The sequence below is a fragment of the Zunongwangia mangrovi genome, from assembly GCF_900112105.1.
In the GTDB taxonomy this organism is placed as follows: domain Bacteria; phylum Bacteroidota; class Bacteroidia; order Flavobacteriales; family Flavobacteriaceae; genus Zunongwangia; species Zunongwangia mangrovi.
This window is the reverse complement of record NZ_FOKV01000006.1, coordinates 59,896-73,764: the sequence shown is the minus strand read 5'-3', so window position 1 is coordinate 73,764 and position 13,869 is coordinate 59,896. Positions and strand designations below refer to the sequence as shown.

Here is a 13,869-nt window from a genome sequence, read left to right as displayed (position 1 = left end):
GGGATATTTACTTAGATTTTTTGAAGTATTTAAAAGGAACAAATAGCATCCCAAAATTTTCGCCATCTTCTTTACCAATATGTTTGTGGTGCATTTTATGCGCTCTTCTAATTCCTTTTGCGTAGGTGCTATTTGCGTTTCTAAAGATCTTGAAACGCTGATGTATAAAGATATCATGAACGCTAAAATAAGCGATTCCGTAAGCTAAAATTCCAAGGCCAATAGGTAACGTGAACCAAACATTTTCGTAGCGCCATAAAAGAAAGCAACCAATACTTACGGCAGCGTAAAAAACAAAAAACAGATCGTTACGCTCCCACCAGCTGCTGTGATCTTTTTGATGATGATCTTTATGCAGACTCCATAAAAAACCATGCATAATATATTTATGTGTAAACCAGGCCATACCTTCCATACCAACGAAGGTGGCTAAAAATATAGCGATCCAAAGAATTGTAGTCATAGTCTAAATTTACAAATTATATAAGATTAAGACGGCAAGAGATATAAGATTTTGCAAGTAATCCTGCTTTTTGATAATCTGATACTCTAATTCGCTTTTTCTTAATTTCTAAAGAAGGCGTTTGTTTTAGTTTGTAAAGTAGTTTTTTGTAATAAATATAAGCCGTGTAAACTCCGAATTTCGCTTCAACCGGTAAATGTATAATTCCGTTTAAGCCTTTTCTAAAATCCTCTTCAATTTCAGCAATAATACGTTTTTTACTGGCTTCGTCTAATTGATCCAGATTTGTGTTGGGGAAATAACTTCGGTTTAAATCTTCAAAATCGGCTTTAAGATCTCTCAAGAAATTCACTTTTTGAAAAGCAGAACCTAAGCTCATGGCAGATTCTTTAAGCTCGTCATACTTTTTTTGATCGCCTTTTACAAATACTTTTAAACACATAAGACCTACAACATCTGCGCTTCCGTAGATATATTCTTTGTACTCGTTGATAGTAAGGTAATCTGATTTGTGAAGATCTAAGCGCATGCTTTTCATAAAGGCTACATACAGATCTTTATCGATGTTGTATTTATGTACCGTTTCTTGAAATGCGTTTAGAATAGGATTTAAACTAATCTTATCCTCTAAGGCTTTGTAAAGATCGATCTCGAAATCGTTGAATAATTTTTCTTTATCGTAATCGTGAAAACTGTCTACGATTTCATCTGCAAATCGCACAAAGCCGTAAATGTTATAGATATCCTGTCGTATGCTTGGAGCTAGCATTTTTGTTGCAGAAGAGAAAGAAGTACTGTAAGCATTGGTAACTTCTTTACTGCACGTTCTCGAAACAACGTCAAAAATAGATTTCATAGCACTAAATTTTGTTTTTTGTAATTAGCCCGGCGGTTAATTTTCCCGAGATCAATGATGGTGGAACTCCCGGGCCAGGTACCGTTAATTGTCCTGCAAAAAATAAATTCTTTACTTTTTTGCTTTTAAGCTTAGGTCGTAAAAAAGCTGTTTGAAGCAGTGTATTTGCGAGTCCGTATGCATTGCCTTTGTAAGAATTATAAGCTTCTTTAAAATCGTTCACACAAAAGGACTCTTTAAATATAATATTATTTTTAACACTTTGATTGGTGATATTCTCGAATCTGGTAATGATTTTTTCGAAATACTTATTTCTAAGTTCTGGAGTATCTTCGATGTCTGGGGCAAGCGGAATTAAGAAAATCCCTGCTTCGTTGCCTTCAGGAGCGACATTATCATCGGTTACTGAAGGGAAACTGGCGTAGAAAAGCGGGTTTTCTGGCCACTGTGGGGTATCGTAAATATTTTGAGCGTGCACATCAAAGTCCGTATCAAAGAATAAACTGTGATGCACGGTATCTTTTAATTTTTTATCAAAACCAACATAAAAAAGGAGAGAAGAAGGAGCAAAAGTTCTGCTTTCCCAATATTTCTCTGAATATTGACGATGCTTTTGCGGAAGTAATTGTTCGCTGTGGTGATAATCTGCGCCGCTAAGTACAATATCGCTAGCAATAAATTCATCGTTCACATAGAGACCTTTTGCAGTCCCATTTTCCACTTCAATCTTAGAAACATTGCTGTTTGTTTTTATTTTAACTCCCAGATTTTCGGCTAAAGATTGAATGCCACGAATAACTTCGTACATTCCGCCTTTTGGATGCCAGGTACCAAGCCCAAAATCAGCATAATTCATAAAACTATAAAAGGACGGAGTAGCGGTTGGTTTTGCTCCTAAAAAAAGTACCGGGAATTCAAGAATCTTGATTAAATTCTCATTGCTGAATTCTTTTCTAACCTTTTTTGAAATTGTACTAAAAAACTGACCAATCCTTGCAGCGGTTTGCGGGGTTACAAGTTCTAGCGGAGAAACGCCCGGGCGATATACTACATCTTTGATAGCGATGTCATAGTTTTCCTGAGCTTCTTTTATAAATTTCTTTAAAGGTTTCGAGCTTCCTGGTTCTTCTTTTTCAAAAGCAGCATAAATCTTATCCAAGCTGTCTTCAATACTTATGTAATAACCCTTCTCGAAGTAAACGCGGTAAGCAGGATCTAGTTTTACAAGCGTATAAAAATCTTCTGGTTTTTTGCCAAAATCGGCAAAAAAGCGTTCAAAAACATCGGGCATCCAATACCATGTTGGGCCAATATCAAATGTAAATCCTTCTTTTTTTAGTTGTCTTGCTCTACCACCAACTTCAGCATTCTTTTCGTAAATGGTGATATCGTAACCTTCTTTAGCCAGATAACAGGATGCTGCTAACGAAGCAAATCCAGATCCTATGATGCTAATTTTTTGCTTCATTTTAAATCGTTTTTATAAAATTATTTAAGTCGCGATATACTTTTATATTTTCTGGTAATGAAGAGTCTTTAATGGAATTCGCTTTATGACCAAAAAGATTCAATTCATATTGGCGTCCATCACAGATAATTTCCTGAAATTCTTCAATAAATTCTGGCATATTAATAGGAGCGATGGTACAATAACTCAAAAATCGAACGTTAGGATAACGCTCTAATAAAAACTTCATATTAGAAAGTGGTAAACTTGGGCCTAAAAAGATGGTTTGGTAACCCTCATTTAAAAGCAGGTATTGAATGTATAAAATTCCTATATCGTGGATTTCATTTTCTGGTAGAAATAGAATGAATAGATCATCCTTAGTAGGTGTTTTCGAACTTTTAATTTCAACCAGATTAAGGTATAATTTCTGTTTTATTAGATCTACAATATAATGCTCGTGTATAGGTTTTATGGTATCGGTTTGCCATAGCATTCCAACCTCATTTAGAAGCGGCAGGAAAATATCGTTAAAGATCTGCTTGAAGTTCTTTTTTTCGATCAAAGCTTTGTATGTCTTATCAAAAAGTGCTTCGTCGAAATTCATCATTGCCATCTTAAATTGATTGATAGCTCTATTCTCTTCGCTAATGCTAGAGGTAATGCGATGAACCATTGCGGTAATTTCCTGTTCGCTAAGTTTCGAGATTCGAGAGATCTTATAACCATTTTCGTTAAGAAAGGCGATATTCAATATCTTTTGAAGACTCGAGCTATCGTACATTCTAATATTAGTTTCTGTACGCTCTGGCTTTAAAATATTGTATCGTTTTTCCCACATTCTTATGGTGTGAGCTTTAATACCACTAAGATTCTCGAGATCTTTTATGCTGAAGTTTTGTTTAATTAATTCCATATAATCCTATGATGCTAAACAAATCTAAAGAAATAGAATCTGTAATTTCCATAGGAAAAAGTTAAAATGTTTAATCTAGTGGTTAATTAATTAAACAAAATTAAAAATGAGCAAATAGATAAGCCTTTTATGTTGATGATTAAGAATTTTGAAGTGTTGTTAATATGAAGATTTGCTGATGCTATGTTTGAAAATATGTGCCTAATTTAATAGGTTGGTTTTTCAACTATTAACGCCTTTTAATTCGAAAGTAGATATTAGCTATTTCATGACAGCTCTTTAGTTATCATTCAATTTATTTTGTGGCTTCCTAAATTTGACCTCCCAATAGCTCTTCTTCTTTTTAAAAAACCAACTTCCGGTCATGCCAACTATCCCAGTAGATAGGCCAACAACTAAATAGAAAACACCATAGTTGTTTTTGATATTTAGAATTATAGGTAAACGTGTAAAAAGTTCTGCTGCAAATGCGCAATAAAGTCCAATGACAGACCAGTACATCCAGGATAAATGGGATACGATAGGTTGTTTAAAATTCTTTATATACATAGGTGTCATTCCCATAATTAAAGTTGCTGTACTGATAATCGCGAAAAAATGAAGAATTCCAAAGGTTTTGTGAACGCGGTATATTAGAAACGCCGATGCGCATACTATAATCATGGAGATAACATAAATTGTTCCTGTTCTTATATGAAATAAAGATCCTTTTGGATTAATTAATATTAAGCTTCCTGTAATTAAAGCTATTATGGCGAAGATAGTATGTGTCCATCCAATTATATCGTGTGGCATCTCTAAAGAATTTGATTTAAAGATGGATATAAATAGAATAAAATTTATAATTCTTTTACTGAACCGTCAAAACGGATAGCTGAATTGTATAGATGACCTCACTCAATAAAATTCGCGCTATGCTTTAACATTGCATTATCCTACAACATTTATAGCTGAAGCGTGAAAATCTCGGCTTCACAATAATATCATCAAGTTTAAAATACTTGCTAATATTGTTGAATTTTAAAGAGTATTTTTTCTGAAATCTATAAAAAGACTCAGCTTTAATATTTATTTAAATTAATTTGAATAAAAATAATGAAGAAAGAGGAAAGTGTTTGTGTGCCCAGGATGGGAGTCGAACCCATACGCCCTAATGGACACATGGCCCTCAACCATGCCTGTCTACCAATTCCAGCACCTGGGCAAATGCGCCGCAATAAACGGGCTAAAAAATGAGTTTGAGAAACTCTAAATAAAAAAGTGATCTGGCTGGGGCTCGAACCCAGGACCCTCTCCTTAAAAGGGAGATGCTCTACCAACTGAGCTACCAGATCAAATTTATATTTAATAAAAATAAGAACAAAAAAGTGATCTGGCTGGGGCTCGAACCCAGGACCCTCTCCTTAAAAGGGAGATGCTCTACCAACTGAGCTACCAGATCATTAAATCAGCATCCATCGTTTTGCGAATGCGGGTGCAAATATATAATCAATTTTTTATTTTTCAAGCTTATTTTAAATTAAATTTGCTTTCAGTAGAAATTAACTCGAAAAAAACGGCTACGATATGAAAATTTTCCTGAATGGTTACATGGGGTCTGGGAAGTCTCTTATAGGTAAAAAACTTTCTGAATCAATGGATTATCCTTTGGTAGATATGGACGATCAGATAGAATTGATGGAAGGAAGAAGCATCCATGAAATTTTTCAAAAAAAAGGAGAATTATATTTTAGAAAATTAGAAAATCAGGTTTTAAAAGATATTTTAGCTAAGAATGATAACATGATCGTGTCTCTTGGAGGCGGAACTCCATGCTACGGAAATAATTTTGAGCTTTTAAAGGCAGATGAAAATAATAAAACTGTTTACTTAAAAGCTTCGGTAGAAGAATTAACCAGTAGGTTGTTCTTAGAAAAAGTGCATCGCCCGGTGATTAGCCATTTAGATACTAAAGAGCAATTAGAAGAATTTATTAGAAAGCACTTGTTTGAAAGAGCTTTTTATTACAATCAATCCAACATCATTGTGGATGTAGATGGGGCTACACCCACAGCGATCGTGGAAAAAATAAAATCTAAACTTGATTAAATAAGCTCGGCTCTGTCATTTCCTTCTTCAAAAGTGATCTTTACCATTTCATTTAAAGAAGTAGAAAGAGAAATACCTTTAAAATCGGCTTTTACGGGATATTTTTTGTGATTACGGTCTACAAGTACCGCAGTTTTAAATTGTTTTAATGGTACGTCTAAGAAATGGCGTACTCCGTAGATTAGAGTGGTGCCAGAGTTTAATACGTCGTCCACTAAAACTATGGATTTTTCGCTATAGTCCTGTGAAGGGATAGAAGTAGTGATTTCACTTAGTGGACTTTTCTTATCGATCTTCACCTCACAAAGAATGATTTTTAGCGGAGAGATCCTTTCTAATTCGGTTTGGATTCTCTTCGCTAATTTAAAACCTTTCCTAGCGATACCTGCCAGTACGATTTCTTCTTCGTTAATATTATTTTCGTAGATCTGAAATGCGATTCGCTTGGTTTTTTGAGCAATTTCAGCGTGATTTAAAATTTGAACCTTTTCTTTCATCTAAGTTCTATTAAGTGTTTTGATCTTTATTTTCAGAATCGCTGGCATTATCAAACCAATCTTCGATATCTCGGCGATCTTTTTTTGTAGGTCTTCCGGTACCTTTTTTACGGTAATAATCTTTTGAATATTTTAGAAGATCTAATTTCTCAAAAGCTTCTTTCGGGGTATGGTCCTGAACGTAAATACTCACAAGCTTGGCACCCACCCGGCTGGGAGGAAGGTCTAATACCTCTAACTGATAGTCTATTTGATTCTTTCTAACTACTAGCCTGTCCCCAGGAAAAACTTCTTTTGAAGGCTTCATGTTACTACCGCTCATTTTTACTTTACCCTGCTTGCAGGCATTCGTAGCAATGCTTCGGGTTTTAAAGTACCGCACACTCCATAAAAATTTATCAACTCTCATAATAAATGGTCCTTAAAACTGTTCTATAATCATAAACAAAAATACAAGATTATTGTATCTTGCGCCCTTAAAAAACGAGACAATGCGATTGAACAAATATTTTTTAGCCGGAATTGCTTTGGCCGGCCTTATTTTTACGAGTTGTAATGACGATGACGACGGTACAGTAGATCCGATAGAATTAAGGGACGAGCAGGAGCAAAGAACGGCCGATGATGATAGTCTTGTAGAATATTTACAAACTCACTTTTATAATTACGAAGAATTTGAAAATCCAGCAGCAGATTTCGATTACAATATCGTTTTTGATACCATTGCTGGTGAGAATAGTGATAAAGTCTCTATTTGGGAATCCCCAAATTTTTCAACAAAAACAGTTACCTATCAGGCTAACGAAACTGAGTTAGATTATAACCTATACCTGTTAGAGGTTAGAGAAGGAGCAGGAGACCAACCACACTTTTCAGACTCTACATATGTAAGATATAAGGGGGAATTAATTAATGCTGAAGTTTTTGACAATAGTATTAACTCACCAGTTTGGTTTGATCTTGAAGGATTTGTAGGAATTCAAAGTGATGGAAGCTTAGTAAGAAGAGGTGGTGTTGTAGAGGCTTTTCAACAGGCATTGATCGAGTTTAGAGGAGCTTCAAATTATAGCGTTAACCCAGATAATACGGTAGAATGGTCTAATGATTACGGAATAGGTGCTTTATTTGCACCATCTGGATTGGGATATTTTAATGGTACCAGTCCTGGGTATGGATATAGTCCATTAATTTTTACATTTCATTTGTTGAATGTAAACGAAGCAGATCATGATGGTGATGGTATCCCAAGTTGGATGGAAGATATAGATGGTGACGGAAGTTTATTTGATGATGATTCAGATGAAGATGGGTTACCAGATCATTCAGATACGGATGATGATGGTGATGGATTACCAACACGCCAGGAAATTATCATTAATGCCGATGGTAGTTTAACTTTCCCGGATACCAACAATAACGGAACTCCTAATTATTTAGATGCAGATTCTTTTGAGCCTGTAGAAGAATAAAATTTAAGCTAAGATTATATGAAAAAAGGCTCCTTTTTAAGGAGCCTTTTTTGTTTTTGGGGTGTAAAAGATTCTTTTAAAGAGCCAGAGATAAACTCAAAATCCATTGTGACGGTCTTGAGTCTATACTGAAGTTATCACTTGCAGTGTCGCTGAATGCCGTATTATCTGTAAAAGCACCTTCATACCTTACATCGATACCAAGATTGCCCAAATTTAGGCCAGCGCCTAATTGATAACCTACTGTAATATCGTTTTCTACATCGTTAATTTCAAAAGTACCATTATCTATTTCGTTATTGGTAATATATTGAAATGAAGGACCTGCTTTTATATTTAAAGGTCCAAGAATATCGATTCCCAATAATACAGGTAAATCTATTTTGTCTAGATTATAGTCAAAAGCACCGTAATCTGTAGTAAGCTTGGTGTACACAAGCTCTGGCTGAATAAATACTGAAGAAATCCCAAATTTTGCAAAGATACCAAAGTGATATCCCGCTTTTGCTTCTCCTTCTGTAATGTCTGGAAAATCATCTACGGCATCCTGAAAGCCATCGATATCACCAGTAGATCCATAATTTAAACCTCCTTTTATACCAAATTCAGAAGATTGCGCCCAAAGTCCTGTAGAAGCCAGGCAAAGCATAATGATTAAAACTTTTTTCATGATTATAATTATTAGTTAGCAATTAAACGCAAGTTAAGAAGTAAAATTTTAGCTAAAAATAACAAAGCCTTTTAAAATGAATTTAAAAGGCTTTGTTTTACAGTATTTTAACGCTTTTTAAGCTTTTATTTACGTTTTATAACTTTTTCTGAAGCAGCAACTATAGCTTCAGCATTAAGTCCGTATTTTTCCATTAATTGTTCTGGCGTACCACTTTCACCAAAAGTGTCTTTGGTAGCTACAAATTCTTGTGGAGCTGGGAAATGTTCAGCTAATGTTCTGGAAACACTTTCTCCTAAACCACCAAGGAAGTTATGCTCTTCAGCTGAAACAACACAACCAGTTTTCTTTACAGATTTAATGATAGCTTCTTCATCTAAAGGTTTTATGGTGTGAATATTAATAATTTCAGCACTAATTCCTTTTTCTTCTAAAGCTTCACCGGCTTTGATGGCTTCCCATACTAAGTGACCTGTAGCGATAATAGTAACATCGGTACCTTCATTAAGCATAATAGCTTTACCAATTTCAAATTTTTGATCGGCAGGTGTAAATATTGGCACTTTTGGGCGCCCAAAACGTAGGTAAACAGGACCTTCGTGCTCTGCAATTGCAATAGTGGCTGCTTTTGTTTGGTTATAGTCACAAGGATTGATAACCGTCATTCCTGGTAACATTTTCATAAGACCAATATCTTCAAGAATCTGGTGAGTTGCACCATCTTCTCCAAGGGTTAAGCCGGCGTGAGAAGCACAAATTTTTACGTTTTTCCCAGAATAGGCGATAGACTGTCTAATCTGATCGTAAACACGACCTGTAGAAAAGTTTGCAAAAGTACCAGTATAAGGAATGTAGCCTCCAATAGTTAATCCTGCTGCCATTCCCATCATGTTTGCCTCAGCAATTCCTGTTTGGAAAAAACGCTCTGGATTAGCCTCGATAAAGTCGGCCATTTTTAAAGAAGGGGTAAGATCAGCACAAAGTGCTACAACTTTATCATTGGTTTTACCAAGCTCTGCAAGCCCTGCACCAAAACCACTTCTTGTATCTTGTTTTTCAGTATAAGTGTATTTTTTCATTGTATTCTTTTTTGGAAAAGAGTTTTAGTAATCACCTAAAGTTTCCGGATTTTGTGCAAGCGCACTTTCTAGTTGTTCGTCGTTTGGAGCTTTACCATGCCATTCGTGTGTGTGCATCATAAAGTCTACGCCGTTACCCATTACGGTAGTCATAAGAACACAAACAGGTTTACCTTTACCAGTGTGCTCTTTAGCTTCGTTTAATCCTTCGATTACTTTTTCTATGTCGTTTCCTTCTGCAATTTCTAAAACGTCCCAACCAAAAGCTTCGAATTTAGCTTTTAGGTCTCCCATGTTAAGTACTGTATCTGTACTACCATCGATCTGCTGGCCGTTTACATCTACAGTAGATATAATATTATCTACTCCTTTAGCTCCAGCATACATAATAGCTTCCCAGTTTTGTCCTTCCTGTAATTCACCATCACCATGAAGTGTATAAACCAGTTTACTATCTTTATTTAATTTTTTAGCCTGCGCAGCACCTAAGGCTACAGACATTCCCTGACCTAATGATCCAGAAGCAATTCGTATTCCTGGAAGGCCTTCGTGAGTTGTTGGGTGTCCTTGCAAGCGAGAATCGATCATTCTAAATGTTCCTAATTCTTCAACAGGAAAGTATCCGCTACGAGCAAGTACACTATAAAATACAGGAGAAATGTGACCATTAGAAAGGAAGAAAAGATCTTCATTTACACCATCCATATTAAAACTAGGATCGTGATCCATGATTTCCTGATAAAGTGCTACAAAAAATTCTGTACAACCAAGAGAACCTCCAGGGTGTCCAGAGCTAACTTTATGAACTTGTCTTACGATATCCCTGCGTACTTGGGTAGCAAAACTTTTTAATTCTTCAATGTTTGCCATTATATAGTTATTGTTGTGAATATTTAATGCTAAAATAAGCTAATAATATGCTTTCTCAAAACGAAAAGGAGTGAGTATTTTATATAAGTGTTAAAGTTACACTTTATTTTTGGAATATCTTAATACTTTAATTTGCAGAAATGTTAAGTATCTTTGCAGCCATTAATTTTTTATATGGAATTCGAACTTTTAAAGACCGATCCCGCTAGTAAAGCCAGAGCCGGTAAGATAACTACAGATCACGGAGTAATAGAAACACCAATTTTTATGCCTGTGGGCACTGTAGCTTCTGTAAAAGGAGTGCATCAAACCGAGCTAAAGCAAGAGATCAATCCAGATATTATTTTAGGAAATACGTATCATCTTTATTTACGCCCTAAAACCGAGATTCTTAAAAAAGCAGGTGGTCTTCATAAATTTATGAACTGGGATCGCAATATCTTAACCGATAGTGGTGGTTACCAGGTGTATTCACTTTCTGGTAGAAGAAAAATTAAAGAAGAAGGGGTAAAGTTTAAATCTCATATTGATGGTTCTTATCACGTTTTTACTCCAGAGAATGTAATGGAAATTCAGCGAGAGATAGGTGCAGATATTATTATGGCTTTTGATGAATGTACTCCTTATCCATGTGATTATAATTATGCAAAAAGATCGATGCATATGACGCATCGCTGGTTAGATAGATGTATTAAACATTTTGCTGAAACTCCGCCGCTCTATGGATACGATCAAACCTTATTCCCAATCGTTCAGGGAAGCACGTATAAAGATCTAAGAAGACAATCTGCAGAATATATTGCTTCAAGAAATGCTGAAGGAAATGCTATTGGAGGTTTATCTGTTGGAGAACCTGCAGAAGAAATGTATGCAATGACCGAGGTGGTTACTGAAATTCTTCCTGAAGAAAAACCAAGATACCTAATGGGAGTAGGAACTCCTATCAATATTTTAGAGAATATCGCTCTAGGTATCGATATGTTCGATTGTGTAATGCCTACCCGAAATGCAAGAAACGGAATGCTTTTTACCGCTCATGGTACCATTAACATCAAAAATAAGAAGTGGGCAGATGATTTTTCACCAATCGATGATATGGGTATCACTTTTGTAGATACGCAATATTCTAAAGCATACGTTCGTCATTTATTTACCGTTAATGAAATGCTTGGCAAGCAAATTGCAACCATCCATAACCTCGGATTTTATCTTTGGTTGGTACGCGAAGCAAGAAAGCATATTTTAGCAGGAGATTTTAGAACCTGGAAAGATATGATGGTGAAGCAAATGGATAAAAGACTATAAAAAAATCGTAGTTTGAAAATTTTAGACTGGTACATTTTAAAGCGCTATTTAGGAACCTTCAGTATGATGTTGTTGCTGTTTATTCCTATTGGGATTACAGTTAATCTTGCTGAAAAAATCGATAAGATTTTAGAAAATGAAGTTCCTTTTGTTGAGGTAGCCGAATACTATCTAAATTTTACAATCTATTTCGCTAATCTTTTATTTCCGCTTTTTCTTTTCCTCTCTATAATTTGGTTCACATCTAAACTGGCTAATAATACAGAGGTTATTGCATTTTTAAGTAGTGGCGTTTCATTTTATCGATTTTTAAGGCCTTATATAATTGGTGCAACGATCGTTTGTATCGCTGCATTAGGATTAAGTATGTTCTTAGCGCCTAAAGCGAGTAAAGGTTTTAATGAATTTAAGTACGAATATTTAAAAAGAGGCCACGAAACTCAGGAAACTAAAGATGTATATCGCCAGGTAAATGATAATGAGGTTATTTATGCCAGTCATTTTAGACCAAAAACACATACAGCTAGTAATTTCACCTTAGAGCATTTTGAAGGCAATGAACTTAAATTCAAGATTAGTGCTTCCAGGTTAAAATTTAATACTGAAGATTCTACCTACACTTTATCGAATGTCGATAGAAGGGTTGTAGGTGAGTTTGGGGATGAAATTAGTAAAGAAACAAGATTAGATACAATTCTACCTTTCGAATTTGATGAATTAACTCCAGAGACTTATATCGCTGAAACTTTAAGTTTTTCAGAATTAAACGAATTTATAGAAAAAGAAAGTCGCCGTGGATCTGGGAATATGAATATGTATCTGGTAGCAGCTTATAAACGTGTAAGCATTCCGGTTTCAGCATTTATTCTTACCATTATTGCAGTTGCAGTTTCCTCGATGAAGCGTCGCGGAGGAATGGGAGTTAATTTGGCTGTAGGAATTTCGCTGGCTTTTATTTTTATATTTTTCGATAAGGTTTTTGGTACAATTGCCGAGCAATCAACCTTTTCGCCGCTACTAGCAGTATGGATCCCAAATATATCATTTGGTATACTGGCCGTCTTTTTATTGTTAAAAGCAAAACGTTAATAAAAATTATTGAGCTTTCGCTTTAATTCTTCGATTTAAAGTTTGTTATATTTGTAGGCTCAAATAAAAACAACCATAGCTACTTATGGAATATTTAGACTTTGAATTACCGATTAAAGAACTGGAAGAGCAGTACGATCGCGCCTGTAATATTGGGGAAGAAAGCGAAGTTGATGTAACTGCCACCTGTAAACAGATCGAGAAAAAACTTAAGGAGAAGAAAAAAGAGATTTACAAAAATCTTACTGCATGGCAACGCGTACAGTTGTCCAGACATCCTAACCGTCCCTACACGCTCGATTACATAAATGCGATTTGCGGTGATACATTTTTAGAATTACACGGGGATCGTAGTGTAAAAGACGATAAAGCCATGATTGGTGGTCTTGGAAAAATTGGTGATCAAAGTTTTATGTTCGTTGGTCAACAAAAAGGATTCAACACTAAAACACGACAGTACCGTAACTTTGGGATGGCAAATCCAGAAGGATATCGCAAGGCTTTACGTTTAATGAAATCTGCAGAGAAATTTAATCTTCCTGTAGTTTGTTTTGTAGATACTCCGGGAGCTTACCCAGGACTAGAGGCCGAGGAAAGAGGACAAGGTGAAGCGATCGCTCGTAACATTATGGAAATGACTCGCCTTAGCGTACCAATTATTGTGGTAATTATTGGTGAAGGTGCCAGTGGTGGTGCTTTAGGAATAGGTGTAGGAAATAAGGTATTAATGTTAGAGAATACCTGGTATTCTGTGATCTCTCCAGAATCCTGTTCTTCGATCTTATGGAGAAGCTGGGAATATAAAGAGACCGCTGCTGAAGCTTTAAAGCTTACTGCTGAAGATATGAAGAAACAAAAGCTTATCGACGAGATCGTAAAAGAGCCACTTGGTGGAGCACATAGCGATCGAGAAGGAACCTTTAAAGCTGTGGAAAAATCTATTTTAAAATCTTTTGAAGAGCTTAAAAACTTATCAAAGGAAGATTTGATAAGTTCTAGAATGGATAAATATTTAGATATGGGAGTCTATAAAGATTAATCCGTTCTAAATCATACGATATAACGGAAATCCGAAACCTGTGTTTCGGATTTTTTTGGCCTTATCAACAAAAAAATAAAG

At 35.4% G+C, this 13,869-nt stretch carries 15 protein-coding genes and 3 tRNA genes; 5 read left to right on the top strand and 13 right to left on the bottom strand.

What is annotated here, in order from left to right:
• Nucleotides 1-7: 7 nt before the first annotated feature.
• From BM201_RS13250 to BM201_RS13215, 8 genes are all read right to left on the bottom strand, one after another.
• Entirely contained in the window at nt 8-463 is a 456-nt protein-coding gene (locus tag BM201_RS13250; protein ID WP_092543409.1) for a sterol desaturase family protein, read from the bottom strand.
• Between the two features lie 16 nt (nt 464-479).
• The gene (locus BM201_RS13245; protein ID WP_092543407.1) at nt 480-1,319 is read right to left on the bottom strand and encodes a phytoene/squalene synthase family protein; all 840 of its coding nucleotides are present in this window, start codon (nt 1,317-1,319) and stop codon (nt 480-482) included.
• A 4-nt stretch (nt 1,320-1,323) separates the two neighbouring features.
• The gene (locus BM201_RS13240) at nt 1,324-2,787 is read right to left on the bottom strand and encodes a phytoene desaturase family protein (protein WP_092543405.1); all 1,464 of its coding nucleotides are present in this window, start codon (nt 2,785-2,787) and stop codon (nt 1,324-1,326) included.
• A 1-nt stretch (nt 2,788) separates the two neighbouring features.
• Nucleotides 2,789-3,682 carry a MerR family transcriptional regulator gene (locus tag BM201_RS13235; RefSeq protein WP_092543403.1) on the bottom strand — a complete coding sequence of 298 codons (894 nt, stop codon included), beginning with the start codon at nt 3,680-3,682 and terminating at the stop codon, nt 2,789-2,791.
• Nucleotides 3,683-3,961: 279 nt separating this feature from the next.
• Nucleotides 3,962-4,477 carry a DUF2306 domain-containing protein gene (locus BM201_RS13230; protein WP_092543401.1) on the bottom strand — a complete coding sequence of 172 codons (516 nt, stop codon included), beginning with the start codon at nt 4,475-4,477 and terminating at the stop codon, nt 3,962-3,964.
• A gap of 325 nt (nt 4,478-4,802) precedes the next feature.
• A tRNA-Leu gene (locus tag BM201_RS13225) sits at nt 4,803-4,886 on the bottom strand.
• A gap of 57 nt (nt 4,887-4,943) precedes the next feature.
• Nucleotides 4,944-5,016 (bottom strand) — tRNA-Lys (locus BM201_RS13220).
• 34 nt (nt 5,017-5,050) lie between these two features.
• Nucleotides 5,051-5,123, bottom strand: a tRNA-Lys gene (locus tag BM201_RS13215).
• Nucleotides 5,124-5,248: 125 nt separating this feature from the next.
• Between BM201_RS13215 and BM201_RS13210 the strand changes: the two genes are divergently transcribed.
• On the top strand, nt 5,249-5,770 hold the full coding sequence (locus BM201_RS13210) for a shikimate kinase (RefSeq protein ID WP_092543399.1): 522 nt from the start codon (nt 5,249-5,251) through the stop codon (nt 5,768-5,770).
• Here BM201_RS13210 and BM201_RS13205 read toward each other — a convergent pair.
• Together BM201_RS13205 and BM201_RS13200 are read right to left on the bottom strand one after the other, a co-directional pair.
• Nucleotides 5,767-6,267 carry a phosphoribosyltransferase family protein gene (locus BM201_RS13205; RefSeq protein WP_092543397.1) on the bottom strand — a complete coding sequence of 167 codons (501 nt, stop codon included), beginning with the start codon at nt 6,265-6,267 and terminating at the stop codon, nt 5,767-5,769. The genes BM201_RS13210 and BM201_RS13205 overlap by 4 nt on opposite strands.
• A gap of 10 nt (nt 6,268-6,277) precedes the next feature.
• Nucleotides 6,278-6,676, bottom strand: coding sequence for an RNA-binding S4 domain-containing protein (locus BM201_RS13200; protein ID WP_092543395.1), 399 nt, complete (start codon nt 6,674-6,676; stop codon nt 6,278-6,280).
• 82 nt (nt 6,677-6,758) lie between these two features.
• Between BM201_RS13200 and BM201_RS13195 the strand changes: the two genes are divergently transcribed.
• Entirely contained in the window at nt 6,759-7,736 is a 978-nt protein-coding gene (locus BM201_RS13195; RefSeq protein WP_092543393.1) for an FKBP-type peptidyl-prolyl cis-trans isomerase, read from the top strand.
• A gap of 76 nt (nt 7,737-7,812) precedes the next feature.
• Here BM201_RS13195 and BM201_RS13190 read toward each other — a convergent pair whose 3' ends face one another.
• The 3 genes from BM201_RS13190 to BM201_RS13180 form a co-directional block, all read right to left on the bottom strand.
• Nucleotides 7,813-8,406, bottom strand: a complete 594-nt coding sequence (locus BM201_RS13190) for a porin family protein (protein ID WP_092543391.1) — start codon at nt 8,404-8,406, stop codon at nt 7,813-7,815.
• Between the two features lie 125 nt (nt 8,407-8,531).
• A complete protein-coding gene (locus BM201_RS13185; RefSeq protein WP_092543389.1) occupies nt 8,532-9,485 on the bottom strand; it encodes a transketolase family protein in 954 nt (317 codons plus the stop codon).
• Between the two features lie 24 nt (nt 9,486-9,509).
• The gene (locus tag BM201_RS13180; RefSeq protein ID WP_084840931.1) at nt 9,510-10,355 is read right to left on the bottom strand and encodes a transketolase; all 846 of its coding nucleotides are present in this window, start codon (nt 10,353-10,355) and stop codon (nt 9,510-9,512) included.
• A gap of 174 nt (nt 10,356-10,529) precedes the next feature.
• On the opposite strand from BM201_RS13180, the gene tgt reads away from it, so the two are divergent.
• The 3 genes from tgt (at nt 10,530) to BM201_RS13165 (ending at nt 13,788) form a co-directional block, all read left to right on the top strand.
• Nucleotides 10,530-11,660, top strand: a complete 1,131-nt coding sequence (gene tgt / locus BM201_RS13175; RefSeq protein WP_092543387.1) for a tRNA guanosine(34) transglycosylase Tgt — start codon at nt 10,530-10,532, stop codon at nt 11,658-11,660.
• A 12-nt stretch (nt 11,661-11,672) separates the two neighbouring features.
• Complete coding sequence (locus tag BM201_RS13170) at nt 11,673-12,749, top strand: LptF/LptG family permease (protein WP_092543385.1); 1,077 nt, start codon at nt 11,673-11,675, stop codon at nt 12,747-12,749.
• 85 nt (nt 12,750-12,834) lie between these two features.
• Entirely contained in the window at nt 12,835-13,788 is a 954-nt protein-coding gene (locus tag BM201_RS13165) for an acetyl-CoA carboxylase carboxyltransferase subunit alpha (RefSeq protein ID WP_092543383.1), read from the top strand.
• Nucleotides 13,789-13,869: the final 81 nt, after the last annotated feature.

Excerpts from the sequence above, each read along its gene's own strand:
- BM201_RS13230 (WP_092543401.1), bottom strand. The coding sequence starts at position 4,477 with ATGCCACACGATATAATTGGATGGACACATACTATCTTCGCCATAATA.
- BM201_RS13205 (WP_092543397.1), bottom strand. The coding sequence starts at position 6,267 with ATGAAAGAAAAGGTTCAAATTTTAAATCACGCTGAAATTGCTCAAAAA.
- BM201_RS13250 (WP_092543409.1), bottom strand. The coding sequence starts at position 463 with ATGACTACAATTCTTTGGATCGCTATATTTTTAGCCACCTTCGTTGGT.
- BM201_RS13165 (WP_092543383.1), top strand. The coding sequence starts at position 12,835 with ATGGAATATTTAGACTTTGAATTACCGATTAAAGAACTGGAAGAGCAG.
- BM201_RS13240 (WP_092543405.1), bottom strand. The coding sequence starts at position 2,787 with ATGAAGCAAAAAATTAGCATCATAGGATCTGGATTTGCTTCGTTAGCA.
- BM201_RS13195 (WP_092543393.1), top strand. The coding sequence starts at position 6,759 with ATGCGATTGAACAAATATTTTTTAGCCGGAATTGCTTTGGCCGGCCTT.
- BM201_RS13180 (WP_084840931.1), bottom strand. The coding sequence starts at position 10,355 with ATGGCAAACATTGAAGAATTAAAAAGTTTTGCTACCCAAGTACGCAGG.
- BM201_RS13190 (WP_092543391.1), bottom strand. The coding sequence starts at position 8,406 with ATGAAAAAAGTTTTAATCATTATGCTTTGCCTGGCTTCTACAGGACTT.
- BM201_RS13200 (WP_092543395.1), bottom strand. The coding sequence starts at position 6,676 with ATGAGAGTTGATAAATTTTTATGGAGTGTGCGGTACTTTAAAACCCGA.
- BM201_RS13185 (WP_092543389.1), bottom strand. The coding sequence starts at position 9,485 with ATGAAAAAATACACTTATACTGAAAAACAAGATACAAGAAGTGGTTTT.
- BM201_RS13210 (WP_092543399.1), top strand. The coding sequence starts at position 5,249 with ATGAAAATTTTCCTGAATGGTTACATGGGGTCTGGGAAGTCTCTTATA.
- tgt (WP_092543387.1), top strand. The coding sequence starts at position 10,530 with ATGGAATTCGAACTTTTAAAGACCGATCCCGCTAGTAAAGCCAGAGCC.
- BM201_RS13235 (WP_092543403.1), bottom strand. The coding sequence starts at position 3,682 with ATGGAATTAATTAAACAAAACTTCAGCATAAAAGATCTCGAGAATCTT.
- BM201_RS13245 (WP_092543407.1), bottom strand. The coding sequence starts at position 1,319 with ATGAAATCTATTTTTGACGTTGTTTCGAGAACGTGCAGTAAAGAAGTT.